General features: G+C 40.7%; 24 protein-coding genes and 1 pseudogene. 17 read left to right on the top strand and 8 right to left on the bottom strand.

The window, feature by feature from the left end:
• The first annotated feature begins 13 nt into the window (after nt 1–13).
• Nucleotides 14–3,361, top strand: a complete 3,348-nt coding sequence (locus AC4CU0_RS15850; RefSeq protein WP_490743533.1) for a DEAD/DEAH box helicase — start codon at nt 14–16, stop codon at nt 3,359–3,361.
• Nucleotides 3,362–3,379: 18 nt separating this feature from the next.
• On the opposite strand, the gene AC4CU0_RS15845 is transcribed toward AC4CU0_RS15850, so the two are convergent.
• Together AC4CU0_RS15845 and AC4CU0_RS15840 are read right to left on the bottom strand one after the other, a co-directional pair.
• Complete coding sequence (locus tag AC4CU0_RS15845) at nt 3,380–4,669, bottom strand: type II toxin-antitoxin system HipA family toxin (protein WP_180177527.1); 1,290 nt, start codon at nt 4,667–4,669, stop codon at nt 3,380–3,382.
• Nucleotides 4,666–4,974, bottom strand: a complete 309-nt coding sequence (locus AC4CU0_RS15840; protein ID WP_180177528.1) for a helix-turn-helix transcriptional regulator — start codon at nt 4,972–4,974, stop codon at nt 4,666–4,668. Before AC4CU0_RS15840 ends, AC4CU0_RS15845 begins: the two co-directional genes overlap by 4 nt.
• Before the next feature lie 447 nt (nt 4,975–5,421).
• Between AC4CU0_RS15840 and AC4CU0_RS15835 the strand changes: the two are divergent.
• The 4 genes and pseudogenes from AC4CU0_RS15835 to AC4CU0_RS15820 all read left to right on the top strand — a co-directional run bounded on the left by AC4CU0_RS15835 (nt 5,422) and on the right by AC4CU0_RS15820 (nt 9,839).
• Nucleotides 5,422–6,450: pseudogene (locus AC4CU0_RS15835) on the top strand (IS701 family transposase).
• 236 nt (nt 6,451–6,686) lie between these two features.
• Nucleotides 6,687–7,913 (top strand): efflux RND transporter periplasmic adaptor subunit, encoded by a 1,227-nt coding sequence (locus AC4CU0_RS15830; RefSeq protein WP_490743557.1) that lies wholly within the window; start codon nt 6,687–6,689, stop codon nt 7,911–7,913.
• The gene (locus AC4CU0_RS15825; RefSeq protein ID WP_106986402.1) at nt 7,910–9,133 is read left to right on the top strand and encodes an ABC transporter permease; all 1,224 of its coding nucleotides are present in this window, start codon (nt 7,910–7,912) and stop codon (nt 9,131–9,133) included. The genes AC4CU0_RS15830 and AC4CU0_RS15825 overlap by 4 nt, the downstream gene beginning before the upstream one ends.
• Entirely contained in the window at nt 9,126–9,839 is a 714-nt protein-coding gene (locus AC4CU0_RS15820; RefSeq protein ID WP_004984479.1) for an ABC transporter ATP-binding protein, read from the top strand. Before AC4CU0_RS15825 ends, AC4CU0_RS15820 begins: the two co-directional genes overlap by 8 nt.
• A 258-nt stretch (nt 9,840–10,097) precedes the next feature.
• On the opposite strand, the gene AC4CU0_RS15815 is transcribed toward AC4CU0_RS15820, so the two are convergent.
• Nucleotides 10,098–10,409 carry an ArsR/SmtB family transcription factor gene (locus AC4CU0_RS15815; protein WP_004984482.1) on the bottom strand — a complete coding sequence of 104 codons (312 nt, stop codon included), beginning with the start codon at nt 10,407–10,409 and terminating at the stop codon, nt 10,098–10,100.
• A gap of 120 nt (nt 10,410–10,529) precedes the next feature.
• On the opposite strand from AC4CU0_RS15815, the gene AC4CU0_RS15810 reads away from it, so the two are divergent.
• From AC4CU0_RS15810 to AC4CU0_RS15775, 8 genes are all read left to right on the top strand, one after another.
• Nucleotides 10,530–10,946: a YeeE/YedE family protein gene (locus AC4CU0_RS15810; RefSeq protein WP_490743532.1), complete on the top strand. Its 417-nt coding sequence runs from the start codon at nt 10,530–10,532 to the stop codon at nt 10,944–10,946.
• Between the two features lies 1 nt (nt 10,947).
• Entirely contained in the window at nt 10,948–11,364 is a 417-nt protein-coding gene (locus AC4CU0_RS15805) for a DUF6691 family protein (protein ID WP_180042131.1), read from the top strand.
• A gap of 2 nt (nt 11,365–11,366) precedes the next feature.
• Nucleotides 11,367–12,239: an MBL fold metallo-hydrolase gene (locus tag AC4CU0_RS15800; protein WP_106986399.1), complete on the top strand. Its 873-nt coding sequence runs from the start codon at nt 11,367–11,369 to the stop codon at nt 12,237–12,239.
• Nucleotides 12,240–12,305: 66 nt separating this feature from the next.
• Nucleotides 12,306–13,088 (top strand): sulfite exporter TauE/SafE family protein, encoded by a 783-nt coding sequence (locus tag AC4CU0_RS15795; protein WP_490743531.1) that lies wholly within the window; start codon nt 12,306–12,308, stop codon nt 13,086–13,088.
• A gap of 100 nt (nt 13,089–13,188) precedes the next feature.
• Nucleotides 13,189–13,584, top strand: coding sequence for a rhodanese-like domain-containing protein (locus tag AC4CU0_RS15790; RefSeq protein ID WP_004859470.1), 396 nt, complete (start codon nt 13,189–13,191; stop codon nt 13,582–13,584).
• A 55-nt stretch (nt 13,585–13,639) separates the two neighbouring features.
• Complete coding sequence (locus AC4CU0_RS15785; protein ID WP_004988488.1) at nt 13,640–13,975, top strand: carboxymuconolactone decarboxylase family protein; 336 nt, start codon at nt 13,640–13,642, stop codon at nt 13,973–13,975.
• 24 nt (nt 13,976–13,999) lie between these two features.
• Entirely contained in the window at nt 14,000–14,620 is a 621-nt protein-coding gene (locus AC4CU0_RS15780; protein ID WP_111885212.1) for a methyltransferase domain-containing protein, read from the top strand.
• A gap of 65 nt (nt 14,621–14,685) precedes the next feature.
• Nucleotides 14,686–15,429, top strand: a complete 744-nt coding sequence (locus tag AC4CU0_RS15775; protein WP_111885211.1) for an SDR family NAD(P)-dependent oxidoreductase — start codon at nt 14,686–14,688, stop codon at nt 15,427–15,429.
• A 78-nt stretch (nt 15,430–15,507) separates the two neighbouring features.
• On the opposite strand, the gene AC4CU0_RS15770 is transcribed toward AC4CU0_RS15775, so the two are convergent.
• The 5 genes from AC4CU0_RS15770 to AC4CU0_RS15750 form a co-directional block, all read right to left on the bottom strand.
• Nucleotides 15,508–15,816 carry a NifB/NifX family molybdenum-iron cluster-binding protein gene (locus tag AC4CU0_RS15770; protein ID WP_002009598.1) on the bottom strand — a complete coding sequence of 103 codons (309 nt, stop codon included), beginning with the start codon at nt 15,814–15,816 and terminating at the stop codon, nt 15,508–15,510.
• Between the two features lie 105 nt (nt 15,817–15,921).
• Entirely contained in the window at nt 15,922–16,179 is a 258-nt protein-coding gene (locus tag AC4CU0_RS15765) for a helix-turn-helix domain-containing protein (RefSeq protein ID WP_034586664.1), read from the bottom strand.
• A gap of 143 nt (nt 16,180–16,322) precedes the next feature.
• The gene (cydB, locus tag AC4CU0_RS15760; protein ID WP_111885210.1) at nt 16,323–17,327 is read right to left on the bottom strand and encodes a cytochrome d ubiquinol oxidase subunit II; all 1,005 of its coding nucleotides are present in this window, start codon (nt 17,325–17,327) and stop codon (nt 16,323–16,325) included.
• Nucleotides 17,324–18,757 (bottom strand): cytochrome ubiquinol oxidase subunit I, encoded by a 1,434-nt coding sequence (locus AC4CU0_RS15755; RefSeq protein ID WP_111885209.1) that lies wholly within the window; start codon nt 18,755–18,757, stop codon nt 17,324–17,326. The genes cydB and AC4CU0_RS15755 overlap by 4 nt, the downstream gene beginning before the upstream one ends.
• A 117-nt stretch (nt 18,758–18,874) precedes the next feature.
• Nucleotides 18,875–19,378, bottom strand: a complete 504-nt coding sequence (locus AC4CU0_RS15750; protein WP_111885208.1) for a DUF2946 domain-containing protein — start codon at nt 19,376–19,378, stop codon at nt 18,875–18,877.
• 523 nt (nt 19,379–19,901) lie between these two features.
• On the opposite strand from AC4CU0_RS15750, the gene AC4CU0_RS15745 reads away from it, so the two are divergent.
• Genes AC4CU0_RS15745 through AC4CU0_RS15730 form a run of 4 tightly spaced genes read left to right on the top strand, consistent with a single transcriptional unit; the run spans nt 19,902 to nt 25,857 of the window.
• On the top strand, nt 19,902–21,140 hold the full coding sequence (locus tag AC4CU0_RS15745; RefSeq protein ID WP_111885207.1) for an efflux RND transporter periplasmic adaptor subunit: 1,239 nt from the start codon (nt 19,902–19,904) through the stop codon (nt 21,138–21,140).
• Between the two features lie 10 nt (nt 21,141–21,150).
• A complete protein-coding gene (locus AC4CU0_RS15740) occupies nt 21,151–24,234 on the top strand; it encodes an efflux RND transporter permease subunit (RefSeq protein ID WP_111885206.1) in 3,084 nt (1,027 codons plus the stop codon).
• Nucleotides 24,227–24,553 (top strand): DUF3240 family protein, encoded by a 327-nt coding sequence (locus tag AC4CU0_RS15735; protein ID WP_016165445.1) that lies wholly within the window; start codon nt 24,227–24,229, stop codon nt 24,551–24,553. The genes AC4CU0_RS15740 and AC4CU0_RS15735 overlap by 8 nt, the downstream gene beginning before the upstream one ends.
• Nucleotides 24,550–25,857: a TolC family protein gene (locus AC4CU0_RS15730; protein ID WP_104442406.1), complete on the top strand. Its 1,308-nt coding sequence runs from the start codon at nt 24,550–24,552 to the stop codon at nt 25,855–25,857. Before AC4CU0_RS15735 ends, AC4CU0_RS15730 begins: the two co-directional genes overlap by 4 nt.
• Nucleotides 25,858–25,897: the final 40 nt, after the last annotated feature.

Raw genomic sequence — 25,897 nt, 5'->3', positions numbered from 1 at the left:
GTGTCTGGTAATTATGTCCTCATTGATCAATTTTCTATCTCGCTTTAGTACTGCAACTCTTCAGCGCAGCCAGAGCTATGCTAAACACATTGATAGGAAAACGATTGAGTTCTTTGAGGAAAATGACGATGTCACGATGTATGCCCAAATTGAAGGGACAGATTATTACGATACTGCAATTACCTATAATCTTAAAAAGGACCGTTTAATTGATGACGACTGCACTTGTCCGGTTGGATATAACTGTAAACATGCTGCTGCTTTAGCCAAATTATTTTATCAAGAATATCGAGAAGGATATCTGAAGAGCTATGTTGACTTTCAGTCATCATCTCACACTCAAAAAGATCGGGTTGCAATTAATCAAGCACAACGCTGGTTAAGTGAGTTTAAGCAGTATTTACAACATACCCAGTTAGAGCAGCAAAAGACAACGAGTAATTATTTACTTTATTATTTAGATCAGCCTTTAGGTCTATTCGGGTTAAAACTTGAGGTTCGCAAAGGTAGACGTAATAAAAGTGGGACGATCACAGGTGTCAGTTCTTATACTGAATATGGCAATATTCTAAAAAAACGTCTGTCTTTGCCTGATGGGAAGCGACAATTATTTAATCAAATTTATTATTATGCCAAGCTCAATCAGAATGAGTTTTCTTATGGAAATAGTCTTGATATATCAGGCATTGTTTTAGAGCATTTTAAATCTTTCATTCAGAGTGGTGATGTCTATTGGAAACAAAAAAGTGATGCTCCACTTACATGGTCAGAACAAAGCTATCAGCTTGAATTTTCTTGGCAAAAGAGCATTGAAAAACAGACTGAGCACTTAGATTTTGAGTTGGTCAATGGAAATGTTCGACTCAATTTAAAATCGAATCCACATCTTCAAATTCTTGTAAGTCAGCCACTTTGTTATATCGATATTCACAAGAATACGGTAGGGCAACTCTATAGTGAATATACATCGGATTTACTGTACTACCTTTGGCGGATGCCAGAGATGCCTGCGACGGTTTTGACTGAGTTTGAGCAGCTTACCCATCAATCTACAACGATACATAACTTGCCGAAACCTGGGTTTCTTCAAGAGATTGAAGTCTTACAGGGTAATCCCCAGCCAATTTTACGCTTCGGTGTTTTAGATAAATTTGATTGGAAATGGGAGGAGTCTGTTTGTGCTGAAATTGAATTCTCCTATGCAGGCTGGCGAATAAAAGCAGGTACATCAGGTGACAGTTTTATTGGTGAGCAGCATGGCAAAATGGTGCGACAGCTTCGGGACTTGGTTCAGGAACAACAGGCAATCCAGCGTTTACAGCTATTGGTCGAATCACTGGAGTGGGTGAAAGATCTGAGCAATGAACAGCAATTAAAACTTGATAAACAACGTCTCGATTCTATGGTTTTTGCTTTCTATGGAGACTGGATCAGGCAACTCATGCCCATCAATCAAATTGAGTTGATGGGCTGGCAGATAGAGCATCTGGAAAACAGCCCCTTTAACCTGCAATATGTAGAAAATTTAAATATTTCCATCACTGAGTCTGAAAGCCAGCAGGACTGGTTCAATATCGGGGCGACGGTTCAGGATAGTGCAGGCAATTGTTATAATTTGCTTGATGCGCTCGTAGCTTTGGTGCGAGAAAATCCTGATTTACTTGATCCGCGGACTTTTATTCATCTGCATGACAGTCAAATTTTCACCCTGAAAACTGCAGTGGATCAACCTGATTTGGCGCTATCCGCCAGGGACATTAAGCCGGTATTATTGCATCTGCAGAGCATTTTACAGCAAGAAGAGCGCAGTATCGATCGCTATGATGCGAGTCAACTATTAGAATTACAGCATAATCTTGGGATGACATGGCAGGTCAGTGACCAGCTGCAGCAATTTGTACAGAAATTCAAACAAGGCTATCAGCAACAACTGCCGACACCACAAGGTTTTCAGGGGGAGTTGCGTCTATACCAGCAGCAGGGCTTAGGCTGGTTACAGTTTTTAAGGGAAACCCAGCATGGTGGGATTCTGGCGGATGATATGGGTTTGGGTAAAACAGCACAAACTTTAGCCCACTTACTCATGGAAAAGCAGGCTGGTCATTTGCAGGACAGACCCGCCTTAATTGTTGCACCCACATCGCTGATGCATAACTGGTTCAAAGAAGCGGAGAAATTTACCCCTGAGCTCAAGGTATTGCTGCTACAGGGGCCCGATCGCCATCAGTATTTTGAGCAGATTCCGCACTATGATATTGTGTTAACCACCTATCCGCTTCTGGCGAGAGATGAAGAGCAACTAAAGCAATATGAATATCATCAACTCATTTTGGATGAGGCGCAGAATATCAAAAATCCGCGCGCCAAAGCTGCACAGGTAGTACGGCAATTAACAGCGCGACATCGTCTATGTCTAACCGGTACACCTATGGAAAATCATTTGGGTGAGCTGTGGGCACTATTTTATTTCCTGATGCCAGGATTTTTATATTCACAAGAAATTTTTAATAAAAAGTACCGTCATCCGATTGAAAAGCGCGGTGATGAGCAGTTAAGTCAAAAGTTGGTCAACCGGATTAAGCCCTTCATTTTACGTCGCTTGAAAACTGACGTAGCCAAAGAGTTGCCAGAAAAAACCACGATTGAAGTCCATATTGACATGAATGAGCAGCAATCCAAGCTATATGAGGCTGTTCGCGCCACGATGCAGGCAAATATTCAGAAAATTGTGGCAGAAAAAGGCTTTAAGCGTAGTCAAATCCAAATTTTAGATGCCTTGCTGAAGCTGCGTCAGGTCTGTTGTCATCCTAGCTTGCTGAAACTGGATTCAGTTAAAACCGGGCAGGCGTATTCTGCCAAACTTGAACAGTTGATGGATATGGTTGTTCCAATGGTGGAAGAGGGACGAAAAATTCTTATTTTCTCTCAGTTTACCTCAATGTTGGAACTGATTGAACAACAGCTCTATCACGCAGAAATTGGCTATGTGAAGCTGACTGGAAAGACCAAAAAGCGAGATGAAGTCATTACAGCATTTCAGTCTGGACAAGTGCCGGTATTTTTAATCAGTCTGAAAGCAGGAGGGGTTGGTCTGAATCTAACTGCCGCAGATACGGTCATTCACTATGATCCATGGTGGAACCCTGCTGCTGAAGATCAAGCTTCAGATCGTGCATGGCGGATTGGACAGGACAAGCCGGTATTTGTGTATAAGCTGATTACTAATAAAAGCATAGAAGAAAAAATTATTGCCTTGCAGCAGAATAAAGCAGAACTGGCACAGTCTATTCTAAGCACAGATCATGAGGGAGAAGCGAAACTGACGGAAAATGATGTGATGAAATTGTTTGAGAAATTTTAGCTTGGTTACAGGTTTCCTCTAATCATCTGTAAGTATCTGAAAGTCTGGATGCAATTTTTTCCAATGTTCTCTTAATTTTTCTTTATGAGCGGAAATCATAGGTAAATCTAGTAATAGCGCTGGCCATAATGATCGAGCATTATCCATAATATCGTGAAGTTGCTTCTTGATGATACGCCATGGAACGCCGACTTTTTCTGCCCATTGCTTAAAATGCTTCATCTCAGCTAAATACCAATCTTTATTTTTGGCAAGATTTAATGCGAAATGATGCTCATTTTCAATATATACACTAGTCATTAATATATCGTATGCGGGTGATAATCTTGGTGCACTTTTATCGTAATAAATCATACTCCAGTTCTTTAAGTGTGCATCTCCATTGGCGAGTAAAATATTTATGAGTAAACGGCTGGCAAATTGCTGAATATCAATAATTTTGTTATCTGAAAATTGATAAATGATCTTTCCTATCTGCTCATAATTTGTGGTGCTGTATTTCTGATGTGGATATGCGCCGAAGATCTGAGCAAAATCTTCGATGTGAATAAGCTCTGTAGTATCAGCAGTACTCTGTCTATCAAATCTTTTGATTGCGAAAGCATATTGCTCTTGGGGTAAATTTAATGGTGGAAGGTCTTGTAAAAGGGTCATATCCACCAAGCGAATCTCAGGGACATCTATTCCGACCGTTTTAGCAAGGGTCATCATAGAATATTCATTTAGCGGAACAAAAGCATGTCCGGAAGAAGGAGTTTTGATAATCCAGTCCCCGAGTAGAGCCGTTTCCGTTGCCTGTGCTAGTGTAAAACGCCCATCTTTGGCTTTCATGGAAAACTTCATTTGGACGCCAGCCAAGGAAAACTTATTATCTGTTCGAATCTCTTGCTTTAAAATTTGATCTGGATTCGAGATCTGCAGTTTGAATTTTATTTCATCTGGAATTTCTTCTGGATCTAATGGAGTCGCAATGAGTGCTCCAGGTAAATCATGACCTAAAGCTGCCAATAACTGAAATTCATTGTCTATATGTACTTTGAGGCTTTGTGCAATCAGTTCGCGTAATGCACCTTCTGGTAGCAAGTTTGATAGCAAGGGGTGTAAGCGCTGATGTGTAACATAGGTCTTTTCTAAAATTTTATCCGCTTGAGGATACAAGGGGGAAGTCAGCAGGCTCAAGGTCGGACGTTGCTGATCAAAGCGGAAAGAATCTGTAAAAACCAGAATATTTTTTCCGCTCTGAAATCCTGCCAAGTATCCAACGATACCGTGATGTAATGTTAATTTCAGGACGGCAACAGTATTCATGGTTCCTCTCCTCCGAGAAGATCTTTCCATGGGTTAGTCATTAAGTCATCCTGATCTTCAATAGTGACTTTAATTTCATCATTCAATAATTGTCTGATCAAATGAACCTTATCATCAGGGATGAGCATCAGTTGAGCATTTAATCCTGCCGCTATAATTTCTAAGGTCTCTAATCGAGGGTTGCCCTGACTTTCCAGTTTTTGGTACTGCTGTCTTGAAATGCCTGTACGGGATTGCATATCAATTTGCTTTAAGCCCAATTGGGTTCGTCTTTTTTTGATTTGCTGAAGTAAAGACTTATTCATTGTAGATACATTTATTTCTTTTGGATCCTATAAGAAACATATTAGTTTCTTTTTTTTTGAAAAGCAATTTATGACTTTATCATTTCGATCTGTAAAAGCCCTAGCTACGTAGTGATCTGAAATCACTCTGAAAATACAGTTAAAATACGCGGTTCAATTTACCTTAATCTACTTACGTAATTGGCAGCCAGATCTGAACTGTTGGCAACTCTCTGGCAAAATTTCCTGACAGCCCTGCATTTAACTGCCTAGCGCAATCTGATAATAAATAATAACAAACCCGCCGTGCAGTTAGCATACAGTAAGTAAAGGAATGGTTGACTGTGATCATAAAAATAGCATATCAAGCCGGAGGGAAACTAGACGGCTAAGTATAGTAACATCAATAGTTTAGGACTTACGCATTGACGGATTAAAAAAAGTATTAAAATACTTTATAAAGTATCTGTGATCAGACGAATTAAACATGCTTCTACAGCAACTTGTACTCTACCCATTTATATGGGCTTTCTCATGACAGAACCGAACTCTATTAGCTGCACACAACTTGCCGAGACTTATAACATCTCGCATGATAGTGTAAATCGCTTTCTAGAGCGTGAAGACTACACACCTCACGACCTATATCAAGAAGCAATTCAACATATTGATAATAATAAACTTATAGTCAGTATTGATGATACTGTTTTAGATAAACCGTATAGTCAGCATATGGACTTAGTTAGCTATTTTTGGTCAGGCAAACACCACCGATCTGTCAAGGGTATTAATCTCATTACCTTGTATGCGACAGATCAAAATGGTCAAAATATTCCAATTAATTTCCGATTTTATGACAAATCTCAAAGTAAAACCAAGAATGATTACTTTATGGAGATGTTAAGTGAAGTACTCAGTTGGGGTGCAAAGATTCAATTTATTACAGGTGATAGTTGGTATTCATCGACTGCAAATCTAAAAACCATAAGAAAATATGGTATTCGATTTATGTTTGGTATCGACTGTAACCGTAAGGTTTCCCCAGAAAAAGGACAATGGTTTCAACTGCGTTTATTACCAGATTTCCATCAGGGTCAAGTGGTCTGGCTCAAAGATTTTGGCTTTGTACAATTATTTAAGACTCAGTTAAAAGAACAGCAGAGGTTTTATATTGTGTATCAAGATGAAGATGATTTATTGTCCTTTGAGGGTTTTCATGAATTACATTCAAGTCATTGGAAAATAGAGTAATATCACCGGGTGATTAAACAAGTTTGTCATATTGAAAAGTTTCAAGTGAGACGATCTAAACTGATTTTGAATCATATTTTTTCAGCCTTAATGGCCTACGTCGAGATACAAAAGAACCAGTTTGAGCGGATCTTTGAAAATGTATATCGTTGGCAGAAGAAATTATTTAGACCAATCATCAAAGACTTCATTGATGACTTTATTCTCGATAAAAATCATCTGCTACCACAGAGAATCTATAAATAATACTGCGTAAGTCCTATTTTATATAAAATCATGAAATATATAGAAATATAGGTTTATTTTTTGTTTGTTTTTTTAATCAAAATTATGAAAAAACTATAACAGTAAGAGAAAATAATTTAATAAAAATGGTGTGCTTTTTTAATTTGGTGTGTTGTAACTAAATTTTCATATATATTTAACTAGACATTAATTATTCAATTCAAAAACTTTTCTTTAATCTGGCTTGGAGAATGGAATTGCTTGTTACCCGTTATAAGCCTTGGATCATGATCATACTACTGGTTTTGCTCGTCAGTTTTGCTATATATCGCTGGTGGCAAGGACCATTGTTACCTAGTTATGAAGTCGTATCTAGTCCATTGATTCAGACAGTTGTTGCTTCAGGACGGGTAGAGAAAGTATCTCGGACTCAGATTGGTAGTGAAATTACAGGGGTTGTTCTTGAGCGCTTGGTTCAAGAGGGAGATCGGGTCTCTCGAGGGGATGTTCTTTTAGTACTGAAATCTGATGAAATTTCAGCGCAGGTGCGGCAGGCAGAAGCTGAATTAAAGGAACTCGCAACCACTAGACGTCCGCAAGCAGAATTCGATTTAGCGAATGCCAAAGTGAAATTAGAACAGGCTCAAAGAGAGGCGGTACGCAGACGAAATACCGAATTAGGAATATTATCAGCAGAGGAAAGGGAGAAATCGATAGAGGCAGAAAAATTCGCCCGTAATAATTTGGAATCAGCTCGATTAAAAGTTGCTTCACTTGCCCCAAATAAAGTTGAAGAGACAAAATTACGCGAACGACTCGCTGCACTTCAAGCGCAACTTGCCAAGACCAAAATTCGTGCAGAAGTTTCGGGTATTATTTTAACGCGTAATGTTGAGCCAGGGGATCTGGTACAACCGAGTCAGACTCTCTTCACTATTGCACTGGATGGTGCGACTGAAATACGAGTGCCATTTGATGAACGAAATTTACCACTGTTGGCTTTACAACAAAAAGCCGCAGTGATTGCAGATGCCTATCCAAATCAATCTTTTCCTGCCCATATTAATTTTATTGCTCCAAGTATTGATGCTCAACGTGGCACAGTAGACGTCCGATTAACAGTTGATCCAGTCCCAGGTTTTCTGCGTCAAGACATGACGGTATCGGTAAATGTTGAAACCAACAAGCGCGAGCGAACCTTGGTCATTCCAAATGATGCTTTAAGCAGTATAAGTGGCAACAAGGCTATGGTTATTTTAGTAAGAGATAGAAAAATTCAACGTCATCCTATCACACTGGGTTTACGTGGTTTGGTTATGTCTGAAGTTGTAGCTGGAGTGAAAGAAGGTGATCACGTCCTTACCGATGCAGAATCAGTGCTTAAAGATGGAACTCGTGTCCGAATAGAGAAAACTAAACGTGTTTTCCAGAGTCAAACGGATCAGAAAAATAGCAAAAATGAATTACCGGTGAAATTCGATTGAAAAACTTTTTTAGGCGACTTTGGACCGAGTGGACCATCGCAATCAGTTTTTTGCGAGAGGGTCGCACACAGTCGATGATGATTACCATTGGCGTCGCGGTGGGGGTAGCGGTCATTGTGTTCATTAGCGCCTTAATTCAGGGTTTACAATCGAATATTGTAGAAAGAACTTTAGGGACACAGGCGCATATTCGTTTGCTCTCACCAGATGAGGTGAATCGTATTGTGCCACCAGCAGCAGGAACACTTCAGTTGTTACAAGAAGATAAGCGTGCACAACGCTTACGTTCTATTAATAATTGGCAGCAGATTACTGGGACTTTAGATCATTTACCGGTGTTGACTGCGGTTTCTCCTGTGGTCTCAGGTCCTGCATTTGTACAGCGCGGAGATGCGATTCAATCTATTGCATTGGTTGGTATCAACCTTGAACGTTATCAACAGATTATTCCGTTGAAGCAATATATGGTGAGTGGTGAATTACAGGTCAGTGCGGATAATGTATTAATTGGGCGTCAATTAGCCAAAGATTTGGGTGTGCAAGTTGGGAGCAAATTAAGATTAGATACCGGGCAACAGAAAAATGCAGTTGTGAACATCTCTGGAATATTTGAATTGGGTGTGCGTGAATTGGATGCGCGCTATGTCTATCTGGATTTGAAACAGGCGCAATCTTTACTTAATTTGCCGGGTGGGGTCACCGTGATTGATCTGACGATCCAAGATATTTTTCAGGCGGATCAAGTTGCCTCACAAGTTGGACGCCTGACAGGATTAAAAGCAGAAAGCTGGATTGAAACCAATGCTCAATTAATGAATGCGATTACCGCTCAAAGTCTTTCTACAAACATGATTATTGTTTTTGTAGGGATTTCAGTCGCTTTTGGCATTGCCAGTGTGATGTCGGTGAGTGTGGTGCAACGAACTCGGGAAATCGGTATTTTACGTGCGACGGGGGCGACACAAGCACAAATTTTAAGAGTTTTCTTGTTTCAGGGAGCAATTTTTGGTCTGCTTGGTTCGATGCTTGGTAGTGTAGTCAGTTATGGTTTGATCTGGGGATTTAATCAGTTTGGTCCCGGCTTGTTTTATATTTCGATTTCAATCAAGCTTATCTTGTCGGCATTATTCTTGGCGACAGTGACAGGTATTTTGGCTGCTGCAATACCATCCCGTCGGGCTGCTGCACTTGATCCTGTGGAGGCAATTCGTCATGTTTGATCCATCTCAGGAAGTACTGCGTTTAGAAGCATTGCGAAAGTCTTACAATGTTGGGCAGCCTAATGAAGTGGAGGTATTACATGGAATTGACCTGTGTATTCAACGGAATGACTTTGCTGCATTAATTGGTCCTTCTGGTTCAGGCAAAAGTACTTTACTGAATATTCTCGGCTTATTAGATCAGCCTAGTCGTGGTGAGTTGTACTTGTTGGGGCAGGCGACAAGCCGTATGGATGATACGGCTCGGACAGCATTACGAGGCAATAGTATAGGTTTTGTGTTTCAGTTCCATCATCTTATACAGGCTTTTACTGCCTTACATAATGTACTCATGCCATTAATGCTGAAGCAAGGTAAGCCAGATCAATCTGCGTTGCAATATGCCCATGAATTATTGGCCGCTGTAGGGTTAGATAAGTTCGCTGACCGTAAACCCAATGAGCTTTCTGGAGGGCAGCAGCAACGCGTAGCGATTGCACGTGCACTGATTACTCAGCCTGCACTATTGTTGGCCGATGAACCGACAGGTAATCTGGATACTCAAACTGCTGCGGAAATGTTTGAATTATTTCGTAAAGTACATCGCGAACATGACTGTGCAGTCTTATTGGTGACTCATGATCCTAGATTATCGGCGACCTGTGATCGAACCATTAATTTGGTGGATGGGAGAATTCAGAGTGATTCCAAACACGAGATGGAATGAGCCGGAATGTAGATCACTCTTCTGGTAAAAGCAGTTCAAAACATTGAGTAGACCTCAAAATTCTAGCACGATATAAGAACAAACTTGTAAATCGATAAATTATAACCCTGTGTAATTTGAATAAAATATTTTTCAGATTTAGTTCACTAAATCTAATCTAGAGAAAAAATGAGTACAAGATTTTTCAATATTAAGAGTATTAAAAAAAAACAAAGGTTTACTGCTTCTGATCATTTCTTTTTGGCTGTACTAAGCGGATTAATTCGCACAATACAGCTCGTACAGCTTTTGCATCAAACTTAAGACCTTGGGATCACTCAGACGATAGAAAATCTGTTTACCCTCACGTCGTGTGCTGACCATGTCAGCCTTACGTAGGACAGTCAGTTGTTGTGAAAGTGTAGGTTGATGAATGTCAGTGGATTCTTCAATTTCCTGAACATTCATTTCCCCATCCACCAGGACACATAAGATTTTCAGGCGATCAGGATTGGCCAAAACTTTCAGGCATTGGCTGACGAAATCGACTTGAGAAAAATCAATTTTGGCATTTTCAGCAATCATATCCATAAATGTCCTCACAACTTTTGATGTAGCCCGTGCAGTTTACATAATTTACCATAAAACTGCTTGATTAATATTTTTTATTATATAATATAAAAAAGTATATTGTATAGAGATTGATTCATCATGCATGACTTCCTCATCGCATTTATTGGCGGTTTAATACTCGGACTTTCCGTGGTTGGCTATCTTTACGTCAATGGCCGTATTGCGGGAATCAGTGGTTTGATTGGGCAAGTATTAAACTCAAAAACCAGGTTTAAAACGCCTGCAATCTGGTTTTTATCAGGCTTGATCATTACACCGTTTATTTATGGTCTATTTGTACAACCTGAAATCGAATTGAATGCCAGCCCACTGATGATGATTGTGGCAGGTCTACTGGTGGGTTTTGGGACACGTCTGGGTTCGGGTTGTACCAGTGGTCATGGAATTTGTGGCATCAGTCGCCTGTCTAAGCGTTCTATCATCGCGACCATGACTTTTATGTTTACAGGTTTTGTCACCGTTTATACTATCCGTCATATCACAGGAGCATTCTAAAATGAAAAATGTGTTTGCCTTTTTATTTGGTGCACTGTTCTCTGTGGGGCTGATGGTATCAGGCATGTCTAATCCGGAAAAAGTACTCGATTTCTTGGATCTGTTTGGTGACTGGGATGCTAGTCTGGCCTTTGTCATGATGGGCGCGATTGCGGTGGCCTTTATTCCTTTCCAGAAAGTATTACGTACGGCACAACCGAAAACAGTATTTAATGAACCTATTGATTTACCTAAAAATAATCAGATAGATAAGAAGCTGATCACGGGTGCGGTTTTATTTGGTGCAGGTTGGGGCATTGCCGGCATCTGTCCGGCACCAAGTTTTACCTTGATCGGTTTGAGCCACTATCAAGTGCTCTATTTTATTGTAGCAATGCTGGTGGGTGTATGGATTCACCGTAAATGGTCAGGAGCTTAACGATGTCAAACTTACCTATAGTAAAAGATTTTTTTCACGAAGATACCAATACCTTCAGTTATGTTGTACGTGATCCTGCGACCAAAGCCTGCGCCATTATTGATAGCGTTCTGGATTATGATCCGGCATCAGCAAGTACATCAACTATTCATGCCGATAAAATTATTGCCTATATTAAAGAGCAGGGTTTAACGGTTGAGTGGATTCTCGAAACCCATGTACATGCTGATCATCTGACTGCTGCACAATATCTCAAAGCTGAGTTAAGTGGCAAAATTGCCATGAGCCAGAAAATTGGCATTGTACAGGAAACCTTTGGTGCGATTTATCATCTGGATATTAAACAATGGAATGCCCAGCAGCTCTTTGATTATTTATTTGAAGATCATGAGTCGTTCCAAATCGGAACATTGAATGCCTATAACATTCCAACACCGGGACATACGCCTGCTTGCCTGAGTTATGTCATCGGTGATGCCGTGTTTGTGGGTGATACCTTATTCATGCCAGATTATGGAACAGCGCGCTGTGATTTCCCGAAGGGAAGCGCATCAATCCTTTTTGATTCAATACAAAGTTTGTATCAACTGCCTGAGAAAACACGTGTATTTCTCTGCCATGATTATTTGCCAGAAAAGCGCGATACCTATATGTGTGAAACGGATATTCAGACTCAAAAAAATCAGAATATCCATATTCACGACGGCACGACCAAAGATGATTTTGTTGAAATGCGTAATAAGCGCGATGCGGGTTTAAGTATGCCCAAACTGATTTTACCTTCGATACAGATCAATATGAAAGCAGGACAATTCCCTGAACCCGAAGAGAATGGTGTTTCTTATTTAAAACTTCCACTGAATTACTTCAAATAGGCAAATTTTAAGATTAAACAACAAGTTTTGTTTAATTGGTTTGGTAATAGAGGGGGGGCAGTAGCGATGTGGATGCTAATACTTGAAGGACTGGCCATCGGTGGTTTGCTTGGGTTAACCGGTGCTGGTGGTGGCATTCTGGCCGTACCCGCACTGATGGCAAGTCAAGGATGGACGGTCGCACAAGCTGCACCTGTTGGCTTGCTTGCAGTCACTTTATCTGCCTTGGTTGGAACATTTGAAGGCTTATTTAAGAAGATAGTACGCTATCGGGCTGCGCTTTGGATTGCACTGATTAGCATTCCTTCAGCACGTTATGGTGTGTATCTGGGAGGAATAATTTCTCCTGTATGGCTTACCTTAGCATTCAGTTTAGTCATGCTCGTGGTTGCTTACCGGATTTTTTTTAAAAAAGTGAATGACCATACAGGTGTGCTGTGTAAAGTTAACCAAACAACTGGTCGTCTGATTTGGAACATGAAAACTGCATTGTCTCTCGGTGCCATTGGTGTCGTGGCAGGTTTATTGACTGGTTTGCTTGGGGTAGGTGGGGGATTCGTGATTGTTCCAGCACTGAGTAAAGTAACTGATCTTGATATGCGCAGTATTGTTGCGACCTCGTTGATGATTATTTTCCTGATAGGTGGTGTCAGCATTTCAGCTCATATTTTAGATGGTTTTCAATACCCCGTTTCGGTCACGCTGACTTTCGTTTTAGCTTGCATGGCTGGGATGTTGATTGGTCGAAGTTTGATGCCTTTAGTTAAGAATAGTCAAATCCAAAAGGTTTTTGCCATAACTGTCATAAGCGTAGCATTTTATTTAATTTCTACAGTCATCATAACTTAATACAAGCAAGAGATTAGAGCCAAATTTAAAAACTGCATTTTAAAGACATGAATATTTAATCAGAGACCAGATTTCTAAAGATCGGAAGAGGTAAAGAGTAATGAAAACAGCAGAACAATTAATTTCAATGGCAAAAAACCGAATTCAAGAAGTGACGGTCGCAGACTTACTTGAAGCCATGAAAAACCATAAAACCATTCTGATTGATGTTCGGGAACCAGATGAATTTCAGGCTGCAGCGATAGACCGAGCCGTGAATTATCCTCGTGGTGTTTTAGAAATGAGAATTCACCAGCATCCTGTGGCGAGCCATCATTGCGATACCTTGCAAGCACTAGAACATCTTAAAGATCAGCCGATTTATTTGATTTGTGGGACGGGTGGCCGATCAGCTCTGGCTACAGATACTTTACAGAATATGGGATTTACTCAGGTGAAATCTGTTCAGGGTGGATTCCAAGCATGGCTAGAGCAGGGTTATCCAGTAGAGAAATAACTAGATTTCTATTTTAAGTCTAACTTAAGTTTATGGACATTCAAGTGAGAAAATCATGAAGTACAAAGAATTAACTCAAAATATTTCAGGCAGTTTAAAGACATTAGCGCAGGATTCTCCTGATTTAATGAAAAGTTTTAATCAATTGTCACAAGTTGCAATGCGAGATGGTGTTATTGATCCTAAAACAAAAGAACTGATTGCCTTAGCGATTGGTGTTGCAGCACGATGTGATGGATGTATCGGTTTTCATGTCAGAACCCTAGTCAAAATGGGAATGACATTGCAAGAATTAGAGGAAGTGCTTGGTGTTGCAGTTTATATGGGGGGCGGTCCTTCATTGATGTATGCCGCTAATGCATTGGAAGCATTTAAAGAATTCACAGCTTAATTTTTTAAATCATTGGGAAAAGATATGAATCAGCATTGGGATAATCTTTATTCGCAAACACAGGATCTGTATGGCATTTCGCCCAATCATTTTATTCAACAGATAGCAGATCAGATTCCAATTGTGGGAAAAACTCTTGCTATAGCAGAGGGTGAGGGGAGGAATATCCTTTATTTGGCTAATAAAGCGAAACAGCAAAATGATTCATTTTCAGCAGAAATATGGGATTACTCAAAAGTTGCTTTGCAACACTTATCTGCAAAAGCCCAGCAAGCTGGTTTTGACTTCACACTTAGAAATATTGATCTCAATGATGTCGAATGGCCAAGAGAGTGTTATCAAAATGTGATGTGTGTGTATGGGCATTTTGACGAAAATACTCAATTCAATGTTCTCACTGGGATACGTCAAGCATTGACAAACAATGGCTGGTTTATTGGAGAGCTTTATTCTAAAGAGCAGATTGATTATCAAACCGGTGGTCCGAAAGATATTAACTATTTGTACGATCCAATGTCGTTTCTTTCAGTATTTAAAAATGATCATCTTTATCATTTTTATGTGGGAGAACAAGAACGTCATGAAGGCAAGTTACATAACGGAAAATGTCATGTAGTTCAATTTGCAATTCAAGTGCAGAAATAGGGTCTAAAACGTTTCAAGCACGAGTATGGCTCACATGCTCATTTTATAAAAAAGAGAGGTTTACAATGTCAACACGTTTTAATAATAAAGTGGCTTTAGTTACAGGTGCAGGTTCGGGTATTGGGCGAAGTACAGCGCTGCTTCTTGCTCAACAAGGGGCAAAAGTTGTTGTTTCAGATATTAATCTTGATGCGGCTGAGAAAGTTGCAGCTGAAATTATAGCTGCTGGCGGCCATGCTGTTGCTAATAAAACAGATACATCTCATCCAGAAGAAATGAAGCAAGCTGTTGAGTTTGCCGTGGAAAGCTTTGGGGCTCTGCATTTAGCATTTAATAATGCGGGTATTTTAGGTGAAGTCAATCCGATTGCTGAGTTGAGTATTGACGCTTGGCGTAGAGTCATCGATATTAATTTGAATGCTGTTTTCTATGGGCTGCATTATCAGATTCCAGCAATACTTAAGTCAGGTGGTGGAGCAATTGTTAATACCGCATCAATCTTAGGTTTAGTCGGGACAAAGAACATTTCAGGATATGTTGCAGCGAAGCATGGTGTGACTGGTCTAACAAAGACTGCTTCATTAGAGTATGCTGATCAAGGTATACGTATTAATTCCGTTCACCCTGGTTATATCCAAACCCCATTAATTGGAGAATTTGAGGAATCAGAATTAGTGAAACTTCATCCAGTTGGTCGATTGGGTAAGCCAGAAGAAGTTGCTCAGGTAGTGGCTTTTCTATTATCTGATGAAGCTTCATTTGTGACCGGCAGTCAATATACTGTTGATGGTTCTTATACTTCACAATAATAAATTAAATAAGAAAACCCTGCATCTGCAGGGTTTTCTTATTTTGTTCATGATAAATTACAGCTTCTATCCAGACTTTTATTTGGTTGAAATTAAACTGCAGATAAATTGTTCTGGTTCAATTTCTGCTGTTACCATGACATGAACACCAATATTTCTGAGTTTTTCTCGTAATCGATCGCCCATTCCCGTAGTTACGAATATATCCATAGGCAGCAGTTTTTCGAGTACTTCACCAGACTGGGAAAAGGATTGCTCCTTTTCAACTTCAATAAGTTGCTTGTCAGTCACTTCTCCATCTTTTAATTCATATTTCCAGAATTTCCGACATTTTCCCGCATGGGGAGTAATATGACGCCGGTTTTGTGATGTAATAACAATTACCATAAATATTTCTCCAAACCGATACGACCACTTTTTATGGTCATGTATCGGTTCATAATGATTTATAAGTTACTAATAAAAGCTATTCACAAATCTAGCTAATTGTTTTCAAGCAAGATTTTCCAATACAAACTGAGGTGACTTTATAAACAGTTTGATTAAAGCCTGCGCCGAACTTGAAGGATGCCGAACACCTCTTTCCCAACTTTCTAGCGTTCTTGGAGATATGCCAAGTTTAGATGCTAACTGTTGTTGAGAAATATTCATTTTTTTTCGCGCTCTTATAATTTCCTGAGCTAATGTTAAATTAACGATATATGGGAAATCATGATTAAAATTCACATGGTGCTGTTGAAGTAGATGCATAAATATCCTCTTCTTTCTAAGGACCTAATAAGCAAGTTGAAGTAAGAATCTAAAGCTCATAGCAATGACCAATAAACTTAAGAAACCGACTAGCCATAACAAGATGAACCATTGAAATTTAGATAATTTCATTAGGAATTCCTTTAATGATAACCGTCATCCCCAATACGAACTTTATCTCTGAATACCCAGTATGATAGGGCGGTATAGACAAGTATGATTGGAATTAAGATCAGTGCTCCAATCAGTGCGAATAGCTGACTATTGGCAGGTGCGGCAGCATCCCAAATGGTAATTGAGGGCGGGATAATGTAAGGAAAAATACTGATCAAGAAGCCTGAATATGCTAAAAAAACTAATCCTAATGTATAGATAAAAGGCATCGCTTCATTTTGCTTAATACATGAGCGCACCGCTAAAAAGGTACAAACTAGAACAAGCAAAGGGACTGGGCTGAAATAAATCAATTGAGTGGGATTAAACCAGCGCTCAGCAATTTGTGGATGTGCGATAGGCGTATAGATGCTGACAGCAATGAAAATAACCAATAAGCCAATCAAAAGCTTGGGCATTAATTTATACATATGCTTTTGTAGTAGGTCATCAGTCTTCATGATGAGCCAACCACATCCCAATGCTGCATAAACGACTACAACACCCAAACCTGTAAATAATGAAAAGGGTGTTAACCAATCAAAGCCACCACCAGCGTAGCGATTATCAACAATATCAATACCCTGAATATAAGCTCCTAAGATCACCCCTTGTAAGAAACTGGCAACAATAGAGCCCCAAATGAATGCATTATCCCAAATGTACTTTGTTCGATTGGCTTTGAAACGAAACTCAAAAGCTACGCCTCTAAAAATCAAAGCTATTACCATCAATATGATAGGTAAATATAAGGCTGACAGAACCGCTGAATAGACAATAGGGAAAGCCGCAAAAAGACTAGCGCCACCTAGAACCATCCATGTTTCATTACCATCCCAAACGGGAGCAACGGTGTTCATCATCACATCACGCTCTTGCTGATTTTTAATAAAGGGGAATAAAATCCCGATACCTAAATCAAAGCCATCAAGTAGCACGTAAATAAAAACACCAACTGCAATAATGACAATCCAGATTAAAGATAAATCAATCATAAAGATGCTCCTTGATCCTGATCATCAATTTTTTCATCAATAGCACTCAGGGGGCGCATTGGTGTTTTAAAATGGCCAACGCCTCCGATTTCTTCTGGTGTGTTATGTAAAAACTCAGGTCCTTTATGCATGAGTTTGAGCATGTAATAAATACCTACACCAAAGACAATAAAATACACGATCACAAAAATAATGAGGGTTAATCCCACCTGTTCTGCTGAGACTGGAGAAAGCGCATCTTTTGTCCTCATAACGCCATAGATAATCCATGGCTGACGTCCTACTTCTGTGGTGAACCAACCTGCGAGTAACGCGATGAAGCCTGAAGGACCCATTAGGATTGCAAAGCGATGAAACCACTTACTCTCATAGAGGCTGCCTGTTTTTCTGAGCCATAGGGCCGTGACTGCAAGGAAGAGCATAAGCATGCCTAGCCCAACCATAATACGGAAACTCCAAAATACGATTGTTGAATTTGGACGATCTTCAGGTGCAAAATCTTTTAATCCTTTCACCGTCCCATTCATGGAATGGGTCAAAATTAGGCTTCCTAAATGTGGAATTGCAATCGCATATTTCGTGCGTTCTTCTTGCATATCAGGAATACCAAATAAATATAAGGGCATCCCATGCTCATGGTTCGTTTCCCAATGGCCTTCCATAGCAGCAAGTTTGGCTGGTTGATGTTTTAGGGTATTTAAACCATGGGCATCACCAATAAAAACTTGGAGGGGGGCTAAAATAAGGATTAACCAAAGCGCCATTGAAAATGATGTTTTGACTAATGCATCTCTACGGCCTTTGAGCAAGTGCCACGCAGCAGTAGCAGCAACAAGAAGAGCAGCTACTAAAAAGGCTGCAAGTGCCATATGGAATAAGCGATAGATAAAGGATGGGTTAAAAACAATAGCAAACCAATCTTGAGGTACAACAACCCCATTTTCAATCGTGAAGCCTTGTGGTGTCTGCATCCAACTGTTTGAAGACAAAATCCAGAACATTGAAATACATGTACCGATGGCGACCATCAGTGTGGCAAAAAAGTGTGCTTTTTTACCGACACGCCCCCATCCAAAAAGCATAATGCCTAAAAATCCTGCTTCTAAGAAGAAAGCACTTAGAACTTCGTAGCTCAGTAACGGGCCTGTAACGCCTCCTGCAAATCGAGAAAATTCACTCCAGTTTGTACCAAACTGATAACTCATCACGACACCAGAAACGACACCCATACCGAATGATAATGCAAATATTTTCACCCAGAATTTGAATAAATCATGATAAATAGAGTCGTTTGTTCTAAGCCATCGCCATTCTAAAACTGCAAGAAAGCTTGCAAGCCCAATAGAAATCGCAGGGAAAATAATATGAAATGACACCGTGAATGCAAACTGAATACGTGCTAACTCAAGTGCCGTAAAACCTAAGGTCATAGCAACTCTCCACATCCGAAGCATGCTCTAGATTGCATATGCTCTGATATGAGTGTGCCTACACAGATACGTGCATTTTTTAAAAGTAATAACATAGCGATTAGTCTCTTCAACTAATTAAATTTCAAAACAATAAGGAATTGCCAATAAATTTAGACAGCAAAAGAGACAAGGAGGTGCTCGACCTTGAGGGATCAGAAATAATTGCTTTAAAAGAAAGAAGATATGAAAGAAAGCTTCTTTAAAAGCTAATAACCGAACTTGAATTCTCACGACTACTTCTTTAACACCCATGTCTGGTAGTGGAACGACATGTGCGTAAACAACACAGTACTGACATTGATGATTTGCATCGTGATGATGGCTAGATGAAGTTTTTTGTTCAAGATTTGCATGATTAAGCTTTTCAGTATCATGATTAGCTAAATCCAGCTCTTGATGAGAGTGATTATGCGTAGAATGATCTGAGCTATGCTTATGGTAAGAAGTATCTAATTGAAGTGCATGGACAATAGTTTCACAGACAGGAGAAATTTGATATTTCTCTGGAAGCAAAGGCTGTATAAAAACAGCAATCTGTAACAAGATTGCTGAGAATGCGAGCAATCTTCCTAAAACCATGATCACTTAGATTGTCTCAATTATCCAAGTAAGATGGTTAGATTGTAGCAGAATTACTATTTATTAAAAGTATAAGCGATATTAATTTAATAGTTTTGATTTAATCCAGCGTAATAATTTTTAGGATAAAATAAAAATAATTGATTTCAATCTGAATTAATTCAGATTGAAATCGTGCATGATTAATTTTGCTCTAAAAAAATAATGATTAAAATTTATAAAGTAAAGTAGATGAATGTATTTTCACGACATTGTAGGGATATTTATTAACTGGCCCTTTAACGCAGATGAAACTTTGTGGCTGAGTATATTCTTGAATTGATTTAAGCAAACTCATTGCTTATCGAGATAAGGGGGGATATGGTTTTCTTTTTCCGCCTTCATCTGCTCTTTAGAAATAACCGAGATATTATGCTTAAGTGGAAATTACCCTTTAGATCCTGAAAAAATTGGATTTCCAAACTTAATTAGATCTTAAGAACTTAAATTTATCCTGAGAGAAAATATTTTTGAGGGTAGATCAGTGAGTCAACAAGTGGGTGTATTACGAAATAATAAAATATTTCTCAGTATTTGCACATTGGCCTTGGTGATTTTAGGAATTTGGTGGGGCAGCAGTTTACTACTAAATAAAAATAAAACGGAAAAATCAAAGACACAAAATGTAGTCGCCAATGAAACAGAAACAATAGATGTGTCTGGTAATCAGATTTTAATTTCGCCCACACAGATTCAACAAGCAGGTATTCAATTACAAACTTTAGGACAAGCGACAAGAGATGTACAATTCGCACTGACTTTGCAGGGGCAAGCGCAGTGGTCACCTCAAAGTAAAGTGGTTTTAACCAGTCCTGTAGCGGGGATAGTGCAACAGGTACTAGTGCAACCTTTAGCAGAAGTGGGTTTACACAGTCCTGTACTGGCCATTCATAGCCCTGATTTAATTCAGATTCAAAATGAAATTTTACAAATTCGTGCACAACTGCAATTGGCCAGCCAAAATTTGGCACGTGAACGCAGTTTATATGCTGAAGGGATTATTGCTGAAAAACGTGTACAGGAAGCCCAGAATGTAGTGCAACGACTGAATATTGATTTGAGTGCCAAGCAACGCATGTTGCAGTTTATGGGAGGAAGTAGCAGTCAGGGACTGAATTCCGTAGTGTATGTCAAAAGTCCAGCCAGAGGCAGTGTAGAAAGTTTACAGGTATCTGCAGGTCAGTATGTAGAAACCGGTGCAGTACTGGGCCAGTTGGTGAATAGTGATCTACCTTTGCAATTAATGCTGCAAGCCCCTTTAGCGGATAGCAAATATATCCAGATTGGCGATTTGGTCAAAGTTGAGGGGTGTGAAATTACCGGGCAGGTACAACAAATTGCACCAGCACTTTCAGGCAATACGCAATCTCAAAATGTTCTAGTCCAAATGCAGGCCAAGGATAACTGTTTAAAAGTACAACAGTTTGTTAAAGCGAATATTCAAAGCCATAACCCGACAACAAAAACCGCATGGGTAATACCGAGTGCTGCCTTAACTTTAAAAGATAACAAGCACTTCATTTTTATCAAGAATCAAAATGGTTTCGTGGCAACGCCTGTGGAACTGGTGGGGGCGAACCAGCAGCAAAGTCATGTGATTGGAAATGCATTAAAACCTGGAATTCAAGTTGCTGTGCGGGGTGTCGAACGTCTAAAAGCCGTTTGGTCAGGTTTCGGTGCAGAGCAGGCACCACCTGCCAGCAGTAGCACTGCGGTGAATTGAGGTTAGGCACATGTTAAAACGTATTATTGCATTTTCACTGAGTCAACGAATCCTAATGCTGTTATTGGGTATGGCAATCAGTGTTGCGGGTTATTTGGCATTTACCAAATTGCCGATTGATGCCTTTCCCGATGTATCAAGCACACAGGTTCAAATTGTGATGAAATCTCCTGGCATGACGCCAGAAGAGGTGGAAAGCCGTATTGTGGTACCGATAGAACAGGAAATGTTGGGAATCCCTCATCAAACTGTACTACGTTCACAATCTAAATATGCTATTGCAATCATTACCCTGGATTTTGCAGAAGGGACAGATCCTTATTGGGCCCGACAACAGGTCAATGAGCGTTTGACTGGAGTCATGTCAGCTTTGCCTGGCAATGCCTCTGGCGGGATTGCGCCTATGACGACGCCATTAGGTGAATCTTTTATGTTCACTTTACATGGTCCTATGAGTGATATGGAAAAACGAACCTTGCTCGATCGGGTCGTCCGTCCACAGCTCAGAAAAATTGAAGGGGTAGCGGATGTCAATGTCCTGGGTGGTTTGGCACGTACCTTTGAAGTGACACCTAACCTGGATGCTCTGGCATCGAGAGGTCTATCTCTTGATCAGTTAAAACAAGCAATTGAATTAAATAATGCAAGTGACGGTGCAGGGCGTCTGAATGAAAATGGAGAATCATTACTGATTCGTAGCGATAGTCGTGTCACCAATTTACAAGAGCTGGGTGAGATTATTGTTTCCAATCATCAGGGGACGCTGGTGCAAGTGAAGGATGTCGCCGATGTTCATACCGGTGCCCTTACCCGTTACGGAGCGGTAACCGAAAATGGTCAGGGTGAAGCTGTTGAAGGGATTGTCCTCACCTTAAAAGGCGCCAATGCACGTCAGGTTGTGCAAAGTGTGCGTGAACATTTGCATGACATTGAGAAAAACTTACCCCCGGGCGTTACGATCAAGCCTTTTTATGACCGTGGTGAACTGGTGAATCGTGCCATTCATACCGTGAGTAAAACCTTGGTCGAGGCGATTGTATTGGTCCTGATTTTATTGCTGTTGTTTTTAGGCAATTTAAGAGCCGCTTTGGTGGTTGCCGCGATTTTACCTTTATCTGCGTTGAGTACTTTCTTAATGATGCGTCAGTTTGGATTAAGTGCCAACCTGATGTCATTGGGTGGTTTAACCATTGCCATTGGTTTGCTGGTCGATGCGGCGGTTGTGGTGGTTGAAAATATCGAAATGCAACTGGCAGATGCACACGAGTCCAAACACCGTTCGTTTTTACCCCCGCTGAATGTCATTTATCGCGCAGTTTGTGAGGTGGCGGTGCCGGTGACTGCAGGAATGATCATTATTATGCTGGTCTTCATTCCGTTAATGACGTTGCAAGGTCTGGAAGGGAAGCTTTTCTCTCCAGTGGCACTGACCATTGTCTTTGCATTGTCGAGCTCACTGATTTTTTCATTAACGATTATTCCGGTGCTGTGTTCCTATTTTTTAAAATCTCAAGCACATCACACGCCGTATATTGTTGCTAAGCTGGAACAGGCATATAGCAAGGTGTTAAATGCAAGTTTGGTCCATCCGAAACGTGTTTATGCTTTGGCCGGAGGTGCTTTGGTGGTTGCTGCACTCATTTTTCCACTCATTGGTAAGTCCTTTATGCCAACCATGGATGAAGGTGACACCATATTGCAGCTGGAAAAAATGCCATCGATCAGCCTGCAAAATTCGATTGCACTTGATCTGGACATTCAAAGAAGAATTCTAAAACAAGTTCCAGAAGTGGCCCGCATTGTGGCAAGAACCGGTTCGGATGAACTGGGCCTTGACCCTATGGGCTTAAATGAAACCGATAGCTTTGTCATTTTGAAACCGCAAGATCAGTGGCAGGGACAAAGTAAGGAGCAGATTTTAGCCAAAATTCGCCATGTATTGGCCGATGTTCCTGGGGTCAATCTCACCTTTAGTCAGCCGATTGAAATGCGGACTTCAGAAATGTTATCGGGTGTACGTGGAGATTTGGCCGTCAAAATTTTTGGTACCGATTTAGATCAGCTGAATCAGCTGTCTAAGCAAATCTCTACCGTTCTACAAGGGATCAAAGGCAGTGAAGATGTCATGACTTTGGAAAATTCTGGGGTGCAATATCAGGAATTACGTATTCGTCGTGATATGGCTGTCCGCAATCAGTTAGATAGTCAGAGCATACAGGCACAACTCAAAATGCTCATTGAAGGGCAGCAGATTAGTTCGATTATTGAACAGGGGCGACCAGTTCCATTGATGATGAAAGGTGATCCACGTCTGGGACAATCCAGTTTTGCCCTCGCGAACATGAATTTACCTGTTGCAAACTCAGCGGCTGTACCGTTGTCCTCTTTAGCAGAAATGGTCAAGACTGAAGGCGTCGTCAAAATTGACAGGGAAAATGCTTCAAGAATGTCCGTTGTCCGTGCCAATGTGCGTGACCGGGATCTGGTTGGTTTTGTCGAGGAAGCAAAACAGCAGGTTGCCCAGAAAGTTAAATTACCGGCCGGCTATTCATTGAAATGGGGTGGACAGTTTGAAAATCAACAACGTGCAGCAGCGCGTCTGATGCTGGTTGTCCCTGCAGCGTTGACCATGATTTTCTTCCTGCTCTTTACAACTTTAGGGTCTGTTCGTCAGGCAGTACTGGTTTTTGTGAATATTCCCTTTGCTTTAATTGGGGGAGTCGTAGCCTTAGCCATTACCGGTGAATATTTATCGGTACCTGCTTCTGTTGGGTTTATTGCATTAATGGGGATTGCCGTACTGAATGGTTTGGTGATGATCGGTTATTTTAACCAGCTCATTTCACGCGGCGTTGCAATTGAAGAAGTGGTTCGTGAGGGGGCGATGCGACGTTTACGTCCAGTAATGATGACTGCAAGTATCGCGGCTTTGGGTTTAATTCCCTTGCTCTTTACCACTGGGCCAGGTGCTGAAATTCAGCGTCCATTGGCGATCGTGGTGATTGGGGGATTAATTTCCTGCACCTTACTGACGCTGATTTTACTTCCTAACTTGTTCAAACAATTTGGTTTAGTGCGAGATACTCATGTCTGAAATGTGCCAACTCTCTATCAACATCTCCAGTGATATTGCGGAAGAATTAATGAGCCATTTATGGCTTATTCCCGAGATTGTGACAGGATGTACCTGTATCCCGGCACAAGGTTTCGGCAGCCGCCAACATTATCGCAACATTCAAGAAAAAATTCGGGGTGCAACTGAGCGTAATTTGATTCTGTTGATTTTACCCCTCGCAACTGTACCTTTAGTTTTAGCCCATATCCAAAAGAAATTTAAATCAAGTGACTGTTTCTATTGGGTATTACCAACCATAACATCGGGTTATGCTGGTCAAGGAGAAGTGAACGAATGAAACCAGAGATAGCGACTCAACCCCGTTTGCTGGGTAAAGCCTTACGTTTACTGGGCTTGGGCTGTTGTGTGATGATGACTTCTGTCGTATCCGCGGAACCCGCTTTGGATCAAGTCTTGCCGCAACTCGATGCGGTCAAACAGAGCTTGTTACAGCATCCAACTGTTCGATCGGCAGTTTCGGACCAGGACTATGCCAATTTTGCAGGACAGGGGCTAAAACTGGGCCATCCCTGGACCGTGCGTGCAGGCATGCAGCTTCGTAACAGCAACGCCCAGGATGGTCAAACAAAGTCCAATAGTTATGAGCCGAGCTTTGGTATTGAAAAGCAGATTCGTTTGCCTGGCAAATACGAGCTGGATCAGGATTTGGCGCAACGAGGGATGAGTATTGCGGAATTAAAATATGAAGATGCCAAACATGAAGTTGCCAAAAATTTGCTAAATCAGTGGTTTGCATATATGCGCAGTGCTTTGCAATTGACGCGTTTAGAGGAACAGCAAGCAAGAATACAGCACTATATGCAAATGACCCAGCAGCGTATTCGTGCTGGAGATGCCCCACGACTGGAACTGATGCTACTTAGCAATGAATCGCGGCAAATCGAAGAGCAATATATGCAGGCTAAAACAGCTTACTATCAAGCACAGCAGTTATTGTCACGTGATTATCAGGGAAATATTCCAGAACACTGGAGCAGTGATGTCATCAAAATTCGACCACTCGAATATACACAGACTGAATGGATACAGCAGGTTTTGTCTGCCAACCATGAGCTTGAGCTGGTTAAAACACAGGCAGCACAGCAAGATGCATTAGTCAAAAGAGAGCAACTCAATCGGGTACCTAATCCTACGGTCGGAGTGGGCTATAGTCGTGAACAGTCTGGCGTTGAAAACTTGATGAGTGTGAGCGTTTCAATTCCACTCGCCAGTCGGCAAGTGCGTATAGCTTCTGGTATGGCCATGGCGGAAGCTCAAAAGGCCAATTTTGAGATCGGACGAGTAGAAAACCGTTTGCGTCAGGAAACGCAATACTGGTTTACGCAGATGGAGTCGGCAACTGTACGGAGTGAGCAGGCTCAACAGAATTTGGCACAGTTACAGCAACAACATGGATTGATGCAAAAAGCATATAAGCTTGGTGAATTGAGTTTAAATGAACTGTTACTTCATTCACAGCAACTGGTTGATGCGCGCGGTCGAATTGATCAAGCCAAAATTGATTATGCAGAAAGCTTGAGTTTACTATTGCTGAATTCGCATCAGTTATGGCCTTTACATGAGGATCATCAGGCAGAGTAAAATAGTAGAGTGCTGATATATCAATGCCTTGTATGATCAT

This window comes from Acinetobacter sp. LipI_15, from assembly GCF_058242865.1.
This window is presented reverse-complemented; position numbering and strand designations above follow the sequence as displayed.